The organism is Pseudomonas sp. SST3 (genome assembly GCF_003325755.1).
Map to the genome: position 1 here is coordinate 1 of NZ_QORI02000051.1, position 8,332 is coordinate 8,332.

Consider the following 8,332-nt stretch of genomic DNA (forward strand, 5'->3'; position numbering starts at 1 on the left):
GGGTCGAGTTTGCGGTAGGCCATGGTGTTGCAGTGCATGCGTTATCCGGTGTTGATGTAGCTAGGGCTGTCGAGCTGCGTACAAGGGTGATGCCGCAATATGAGTTGCCGGTCACCGAAACTCCAGGTTTGGATTCGCAAGATCGTCCAGCTATGCGCAGGCTGGTCGACGAAGGCTTACTGGATATGAAGCATCTAGCGGAACTGGAGGCAGGCGAGCTCGTTGCCGCACTCGGAATACTGACTGAGGATTATGCTGCCTGGATTAAAGATCAGCGAGCACGTATTGAGACCGATGCTGTCGGTTACGCCCAGCAAGCCGATGAGGCTCTGGGACAATGTGAGGCAATTCTGGCTCGACTGCGCGAAGGTGTGAGTCTGCTGGCAGCAGACGATGATGCTCTGGCGGCATTTCGTTTTGCTAATCGTGCGATGGCCATCCAGCGTGTGCATAGTGCGTTCGCCTTGCAGCGTCGGCGCGGTCGCACTGTCAAGCTGGCGGAGTTCGACATTTCGAAGAACCGCTCTTGGCGCCCCTTCCAGCTGGCTTTCCTGCTGCTGTCCTTGCCTGGATTGGCTGATCCGAAACATACGGATCGTACTCAGCCTCTACAGGCTTATGCTGATCTGCTTTGGTTTCCCACCGGTGGTGGCAAGACAGAGGCATATCTTGGTGTCGCTGCATTCACCATGGCGATTCGCCGCTTGCAAGGAAGTATGGGCGGCTACGATGCCTCTCGCGGTCTGGCTGTGATCATGCGCTACACCCTGCGCCTGCTGACTCTGCAGCAGTTCCAGCGGGCTACCGCGTTAATCTGTGCGATGGAGCATATTCGCCGAGAAGCGCTTGCAGCGGGTGATGATTCCTTAGGCGATAGTGCGTTTACCATAGGCCTTTGGGTCGGCAATAAGGTGACACCGGGGACCACCGACGATAGCCACAGGTTCATTGAAGCTATTCGTACCCCAGGACGAAATCCCACTGGTATGGCATCGCCGGCACAGCTTACAGGGTGTCCATGGTGCGGGACGGAGATTGATCCAAGCAGAGATATTGAGGTCGACAAGATCGTTGGGCGGACGACAATTTACTGCGGCGATAAGCTCAGTGCCTGTGACTTCTCCCGCGGTCGTTCAAGCAAGCTGGCACATCCTGGCTTGCCAGTTATGGTCGTAGACGAAGAGATGTATCGTCGCCCACCGTCCATGATGATCGCCACCGTCGACAAGTTCGCCATGATGGCGTGGCGTGGGCAGGTGCGGAATCTGTTCGGTCGTGTCTCGAAGGAATGCTCTCGTCATGGCTTGCTTTGGCCGGGCTCTGAGTGCAATACCGGCCATAGGGCTGTAGCAGGTAAAGCAGCAGCAGCGTCGGTCAAAGCTATCGTTCCAGTAAGGCCACCGGACCTGATCATCCAGGACGAGTTCCACTTGATTAGTGGGCCTTTGGGGACAATGGTTGGGCTATATGAGGGGGCGGTAGATGAGCTTTGCACCTGGCGGCTGGGTGACGATTCGATCCGCCCGAAGGTGATCGCCTCCACGGCGACCGTGCGCAAGGCGCAGCAACAGGTCAACAATGTATTCATGCGCCAGGTTTTCAGTTTTCCCGCCGCATGGCTTGGATGTCGAGGATAACTTTTTCTCGGTGCAGCGTCCGATCAGGCAGAAGCCAGGGCGACGTTTATCTAGGCATTTTGTTCTCCGGGCAGCTCGCGGCCAGCGATGCTAATCCGGGTATACACCGCTGCTCTAACTGCTGCTCAAGCCCTGTTCGATCGCTTCGGTAAGGCGGCTGATCCATACATGACCATGGTGGGGTACTTCAACTCGCTACGTGAATTGGGCGGTATGAAGCGTTTGGCCGAAGATGATGTGCAGACACGTGCATACCGGGTACAAATGAGCATGGTGGAGCGCCCGGGTCTTGCGCAGCGCAGCGTTATGAACATTCGTGAGCTGACTTCTCGTGTTTCCAACCAGGACATTCCCAAGTATCTCGATCAGCTTGAGGTGATGTTTAAGTCCGAGTGGGATCCTGAAAAAGGTAAGTACGTTACTCGTTGGGAAGAAGGGGATTCTCGAGCGATCGATATCGTACTGGCCACTAACATGCTGTCGGTTGGGGTCGACGTTAACCGGCTGGGAATTATGGCTGTCAACGGTCAGCCAAAAGGGACTGCGGAATACATCCAGGCTACGAGTCGTGTGGGGCGTCAGTTCCCTGGTCTAGTGTGTACCGTGCTGACATGGGCCCGGCCTCGCGATCTCTCGCATTATGAGACCTTCGAGCATTACCACGCGACCTTCTACAAACATGTAGAGGCGCAATCAGTCACACCGTTTTCGCCGCGCGCGATGGATCGGGGTTTGACTGGAGCGATGCTGTCACTGATCCGCGCCAAAAGCGAATGATTTCGCGCCTAACGGTGGAGCGCAAAGCCTTAAACAGCCAAATCAGGTGGAAATGCTGGACGCCATGAAGGTACTCGAAACGCGCGCCGACAACATTGCGGAAGCTCCTGCGAAGAAACTCGCGGGCGATATGCTCAAGCAGCGTGCTGATCAGTGGGTGAGCGAGGTGATGCAGGGGAACCGTATTTTGGCATATGAGAAGCGGGGGCCAGACAAGGACAGAACGGTTGCCTTGATCAAGGCTCCAGGTGCGCAGGCTTGGGATAACTGGACGGTACCAATGTCGATGCGTGAGGTCGAGCCTGGAGTTCGTTTGGTCATGAACTCAACGAAGATCAAAGACGAAATTCAATGGAAGCCTCGCCCTGCAGTGGCTGATAAGGACGAATGAAGATGGCCAACGAAAAAACTCACGTCGGTTCAGTTCGACCTAGTCAGCTACTGTGGGCATACGGCCCAGGTGCCCTGGTCGACTTGCCGAACTTATCGGTTGTGACCTCCGGCATTGACGTCTGGGAGAAAGATCGTTGTCAGCCAGTGATCGAAAATCGTTTGCTCGCTGCCGTGCAAAAAGCACTTGGCCCTCAGGTTGAGTCGCTACGTATGCCACCGTTCAGTAAGAGTGATCTGGTAGATCCGTTCTCAGCAGAAGCCAGCGTTGGGGTTCCAGTTCGTCCTTTCCCTCGCTGGTTGCGTTGTGTGAAGTGCGGGCTTTTGTCGCCTTATGACAGTGGGTTGTTCGAGCTAAAGGAAAGCCGATACCGCCCGGAGGCGACACGTTTCGTTCATCAGGGTTGCCGAGGTTCCAAAAAGGATCAGCCCGCGAAGGATGCAGATGCCGTTCCTGCACGTTTCCTTTTGGCTTGCAAAAATGGACATCTAGATGACTTCCCTTGGCAGTGGTTCGTCCACTCTGGCCCCGACGATTGCAAAGGCACGTTGCGCTTCTTCGAAAGCGGAGCGTCCCTACAGACCGAGAATCTTTGGGCGAAGTGCGACGATTGCGGGGCGGCGCGCAATATGTCCCACGCATTTGGGCAGCTCGGTAAGGAGAACTTGCCTGGGTGTCGTGGGCGGCATCCTCATTTGGATCAGTTCGAACCGGATTGCGACGCCGGGCCGCGAGCCGTGCTGTTGGGCGCGACTAATAGCTGGTTTCCGGTCTCTTTATCAGCGTTGGCGATTCCTCAGGCAAAGAACTCGCTCGCTCAACTGATCACTGATGGCTGGGATTCCTTTCATGACTTGGATGACTACGACGAGCTGCCACCGACCATAAAGGTGCTAAAGAAAAAATGGTTTGCTACCGGGAGTAGAGTTGTATTCCGCAGAGGCTATCTGGGCTGCCATTGAGGCACACCGTTCAGGGGGCGATGAGCGCGGCACCGAGGCTGATATCAAAGGACCGGAATGGCGAGTGCTTATTGATCCGTCGCCTGTGAATGACTATCCGCACTTTTTGTCTGAAGCGGTGGCCGTTCCCAATGGATTTCAAGGCAGGATATTTAGGGTGTTGCTGCTGAAGCGCCTGCGCGAAGTGAATGCTTTGCTTGGCTTCACGCGAGTAGAAGCGCCTGACGACTCCGGTGGTACTGGATCTGGACCGATCCAAGCACCACTGTCACGAGCGAAACCTGATTGGGTTCCCGCTAATCAGGTACACGGTGAAGGCATCTTTATTCAGTTCGATGAGCAATCAATCGCCGAGTGGGAGCAGAGTGCTGAAGTTCAGGCTGCTGATGTAGGGCTGCGAGGCGGACATAAAGGTTGGCGGAACTCCCGACATCTCTGTCCGCCAGATGATGGTTATCCGGGTGCCCGTTACGTGATGCTGCACACCCTGGCGCATTTGCTGATTCGAGAGTTGGCGCTGGAGTGCGGATACAATGCAGCGAGCATTAGAGAGCGGATTTATGCCGAGGTGAATGAAGGAGGTAGTCAATGCGGCTTCATCATTTACACAGCGGCTGCGGATTCCGATGGCACCTTGGGTGGATTGGTCGAGCTGGGCAAACCCGAAAAACTTGGAGCGTCTACTGGTTCAGGCTTTGCGACGTGCTCGTATTTGCTCATCTGATCCTCTATGCGCGGAGCACGACCCCCAGAAAGACCGTAGTCTGCACGCAGCGGCCTGCCATGCATGTTCCTTCGTCGCGGAGACATCGTGCGAGCGTGGTAATCGATATCTCGACCGGGCGATGGTCGTGCCTACTTTCGAGAATGCCAAAGCGGCATTCTTCCCGGATGCATAAGATGCGAGAGATGTTGGTAGCGTTATCCGAGTTGGTTTCAATCATTTCCTATGATCGGGTGACCGCCTTGGCGTCGAAGGTCAGGGGAATGCAAGTCGCGAAAGCTGGAGATTTAAGGGTGGGAGTGCTGTCCGTGAAGGCGGATAACGCACTCAAGGGGTTGATCGATATTTGGAAGGCATCGACCATCAATGGCGAGACATTGGCAGCAATGCTCTTGGCTGCAGCATATGCTTTTCGTCATGCCGAGGATCGGCAGAGGGTCGAGCTCGTATGGACGGGGCCGACGACTGAGCTCGTTCCTGCTCGGCGAACCGAACAGGCATTGATCCAGGTGATCGATGTTGCTCAGCAGCGGTTGTTCATCACGAGTTACGTCGCTTACGACATTGAGTCGATAGCTAGGGCTCTTAGATCAGCGGCAAAGCGAGGTGTAAAGATCGTGTTTCTGATGGAGCTCTCGAGCACCCAGGGTGGAAAGGTCAGTATTGATCCTATTGGTAACCTGCAAAAGATAGTTCCAGATGCGCTGTTCTATGTCTGGAAAGACAAAGGTTCAGCCTTCGTGAACGGCAGTGTGCATGCGAAGGTCGCAGTGGCAGACAGTGCATATTGTTTCATAACCAGCGCTAATTTGACTGGATACGCAATGGATCAGAACATGGAGGCTGGCGTACTGGTCTCCGGTAATCCATTGCCCGAGCAGCTTCATCGGCATTTGGAAGCTTTGGTGATAACAGGAGTGATTTGTTCCAGCTGGTGGATGATGGATTTACTCAATGTGTGGGGCTGAGGCTCTCGTAGTCACGGTTTTTCCTGATACTTGTAAAGGTCGCGGCTGTCATGCGTGAAGAATTTGTCGATATGAAGTATTTCGAGACCTACTACTACACGAACATTGTTCATAACGTTCTCGACGACACAATGTCCTACTTGCGTAATCTCCACAACTGGCATGAGGATCAGGAGGCTTGGCTATTCTTACAGCCTTTCCCTAAGCGTAGTGTGCTGCATGAATTTGCTCAGTTTATTATTGAAGAACTCATGTACGAGCGGATTGGTGAGGTTGCATTGGAAGCCGTTCTGAGAGGGCCAAAAAATAAGTTATGGGTTGATCAAGCGCTCATGCGCCATGGAATTGAGTCTTCTGGGTTTCTGCATTGGCTAAATGAAAATACAGTCCTTCTGGAGGATGTGACGGAAGATCATATTTTCGATTATCACCAAGATCTCAGGCTCACAGGGCAGCTGGATGAGTTGTTCACTCGGCTCTCCAATGAGGTGTTCTTCATCCTCTTTGGCAATAGAACTCTGCTCGCTAAGTTAAATGGCTATGTGTCAGGCGTAGTTCAGGGTATAGAGAAGGCCGGCTTGGAGCCTGAGCATTTTGCACTATTGGCGAGGGATGGCGTACCAGCCCGCGTCCATATACCAGAGTGGGTGAGACGAGCGGGATTATTTTTCCGGTTACGACCGTGGAATGTGTGCAGCATGTAATAAAGATTTGAGCGGTTTAGTTTCCGTATCGACTCACAAGCATTTTGATCACATAGTTCCTCTTGCGGAGGGAGGGATCAACGATGTGACGAACATGCAGCTTCTCTGCGAGGCGTGCAATCTTGCTAAGGGCCGAAAGCTGGTTACAACGTCTAGTCGGTACGAGGGATGGTACACGTGAGTTCAAGCGCGTCGCGAAGCGAAATCATGCGTTCAGTCAAGCGTGCTCACACCGGGCCGGAAATCAGAGTTCGTCAAGCATTGTATGCTTTAGGGCTCAGATTTCGTCTGCATCGCCGGGATCTTCCTGGTTCACCGGACATAGTCTTGCCTAGGTTTCGGACGGCGGTATTTGTGCATGGGTGCTTCTGGCACCGGCATCTAAACTGCCGCTACGCGACCACCCCCAAGAGCAGGCAAGATTATTGGCTGCCCAAGTTCGAAGCGAATGTAGAGCGTGACGCGCGGAAGGAAGCTCAATTGCAAAACTTGGGCTGGCGTGTACTAGTGATTTGGGAGTGTGAAACGAAGACGCCTGAGGTCTTGAAGGCCCGCCTCAGGCTTGAATTTGATCTTCCGCTTTGCGAGCCGCTTCATAGGCCCTGACATGCTGCATCAAGCTTTCCCCAATAACTTCCCCAAGTCGCACCGGGACGGCGTTGCCGATCATGCGGCCGACGGCTTTGAAGGTTATATGCTCTGGCTCCATAAAGACGTAATTTCTAGGAAAGGACTGAAGGATCGCAGCTTCACGCAGTGACAGAGCGCGGGCCTGCTCGGGGTGGCCGAAACGACCATTTCCGAAACCGTAGCAGAGCGTGGTCATCGTCGGGCTAGGGCGATCTGCCCGCATACGTCCGTATACGCTCGGATACGTCTTGCCACTCGCTTTGCGGTGGCATTCGGCGACTAACTCCAGTGGCCAATCTTTCCAAGTACCGCCTGGCTTAGAATGAATGATGCGTCGCATATTGATCGGGGTAAGCGTTGCTGCCCGGTGAAGGGGGTCGTTCGGGTCACGTTCTCCGGCAGCTAGCCGAGGCAGTTCACCGATGACGTCCTCGACATTTACCGGGGCGTTCAGATGCGTTGGAGAGATAATGCTTATAGGCATCCCCAGTTTAGATGCGAGCAGAACATGGCGACGTCTCTGTTGTGGCAACCCATACTCGACGCAGGCCACCCGTCCGTCCCAGATCTCATAACCTTGGTCTCTGAGGCTTTGCACGAAGTCATGGTAAACCTCGTGCTTGGTGACGTCAGGAACATTTTCCATGGTTACCAAGTGAGGCTCAGTTTCTCCGATGAGGCGGCTGAAGTGATAGAGCAGCGGCCACTTACGATCGTTGCGGGTGTCTTTGCCTTGGTTGTAGGTCGAGAACGGTTGGCAAGGGGCACAGCCGGCTAGCAGGCGGTATTGACCAGGACGGTACCAAGCCAGCAACTCTTCGGCTGTTACGTCCGTTACGTCCTTTTTGACGAAGGCGGCTTGGTTATTCTCCTGATAAGCGTACGCACATTGGCCTTCGATATCATACCCGGCATGCACTGTAATGCCGGTGTTGCGCATGCCAGCGGTAAGGCCACCAGCGCCACAGAAAAGGTCAACTGCATCAATCATCGGGATAGGTCCTCCTAGCGTAATGTATTCTAGCTGGAACCTCAGTAAAGATCGAGCACGATATTTCATGCTCATACCCATACACCCTCAAAATTGAGCGGCCGGTGGGTAAGCGTTCAATCAGCGCCAACATCCTGACAATGCCGCTCGCTCTGTTATAGCGATACGATGGCTGGCATTTCAATGCTATTTTGCCATTGCTTCACTGACAACCTATTCATTCTTCTATAGATTCCTATCGTATTGCACCTCCGAGGCAGGAATCGCACATGAAGATCGGCATTGATTTCGGCACCAGCTACTCCAGCGCAGCAGCTTTTCGCAACGGCCACGTCGAACACATTATGTTCGGTGGGGAGCCGCAGTTCAGGACCTCGGTATTCTTTCCCGATCGAGCAGTCGATATCTCCAGATTTGAGCTCAACTCGCTTTATGAGCAAGAAATCAGCGAAGGAGTTCGCTCGGCCAAAGCGTCTTATGCTAAGCGACTTGCCGAATACAATAAGGATATCGCAGCGATAGATATGCGTGCTCGAGCCGCGGCTCGC

9 protein-coding genes and 2 pseudogenes are annotated in these 8,332 nt (G+C 53.9%); 10 read left to right on the forward strand and 1 reads right to left on the reverse strand.

The genetic code is table 11. The annotated features are described in order from the left end of the window. From DQ405_RS27210 to DQ405_RS22780, 9 genes and pseudogenes are all read left to right on the forward strand, one after another. Positions 1–1,637 (forward strand): annotated as a pseudogene (locus DQ405_RS27210) (DISARM system helicase DrmA); the annotation flags it as partial. A gap of 87 nt (positions 1,638–1,724) precedes the next feature. Then, entirely contained in the window at positions 1,725–2,414 is a 690-nt protein-coding gene (locus DQ405_RS27215; RefSeq protein WP_206678926.1) for a helicase-related protein, read from the forward strand. A 52-nt stretch (positions 2,415–2,466) separates the two neighbouring features. Next, the gene (locus DQ405_RS27220; protein WP_206678927.1) at positions 2,467–2,805 is read left to right on the forward strand and encodes a hypothetical protein; all 339 of its coding nucleotides are present in this window, start codon (positions 2,467–2,469) and stop codon (positions 2,803–2,805) included. Positions 2,806–2,807: 2 nt separating this feature from the next. Further along, positions 2,808–3,767, forward strand: a complete 960-nt coding sequence (drmB, locus tag DQ405_RS28195; RefSeq protein WP_206678928.1) for a DrmB family protein — start codon at positions 2,808–2,810, stop codon at positions 3,765–3,767. Next, positions 3,733–4,491 carry a DUF1998 domain-containing protein gene (gene drmB / locus DQ405_RS28200; protein ID WP_206678929.1) on the forward strand — a complete coding sequence of 253 codons (759 nt, stop codon included), beginning with the start codon at positions 3,733–3,735 and terminating at the stop codon, positions 4,489–4,491. The genes drmB (DQ405_RS28195) and drmB (DQ405_RS28200) overlap by 35 nt, the downstream gene beginning before the upstream one ends. 176 nt (positions 4,492–4,667) lie before the next feature. Further along, complete coding sequence (drmC, locus tag DQ405_RS22765; RefSeq protein WP_168426238.1) at positions 4,668–5,459, forward strand: DISARM system phospholipase D-like protein DrmC; 792 nt, start codon at positions 4,668–4,670, stop codon at positions 5,457–5,459. 50 nt (positions 5,460–5,509) lie between these two features. Continuing rightward, the gene (locus tag DQ405_RS22770; protein WP_168426239.1) at positions 5,510–6,163 is read left to right on the forward strand and encodes a hypothetical protein; all 654 of its coding nucleotides are present in this window, start codon (positions 5,510–5,512) and stop codon (positions 6,161–6,163) included. Then, a complete protein-coding gene (locus tag DQ405_RS22775; RefSeq protein WP_206678930.1) occupies positions 6,147–6,344 on the forward strand; it encodes an HNH endonuclease in 198 nt (65 codons plus the stop codon). Before DQ405_RS22770 ends, DQ405_RS22775 begins: the two co-directional genes overlap by 17 nt. Next, entirely contained in the window at positions 6,332–6,769 is a 438-nt protein-coding gene (locus DQ405_RS22780) for a very short patch repair endonuclease (RefSeq protein ID WP_168426241.1), read from the forward strand. Before DQ405_RS22775 ends, DQ405_RS22780 begins: the two co-directional genes overlap by 13 nt. Here DQ405_RS22780 and DQ405_RS22785 read toward each other — a convergent pair. After that, positions 6,720–7,784 carry a DNA cytosine methyltransferase gene (locus DQ405_RS22785; protein ID WP_178114202.1) on the reverse strand — a complete coding sequence of 355 codons (1,065 nt, stop codon included), beginning with the start codon at positions 7,782–7,784 and terminating at the stop codon, positions 6,720–6,722. The genes DQ405_RS22780 and DQ405_RS22785 overlap by 50 nt on opposite strands. Before the next feature lie 269 nt (positions 7,785–8,053). On the opposite strand from DQ405_RS22785, the pseudogene DQ405_RS22790 reads away from it, so the two are divergent. Further along, positions 8,054–8,332: pseudogene (locus tag DQ405_RS22790) on the forward strand (Hsp70 family protein); the annotation flags it as partial.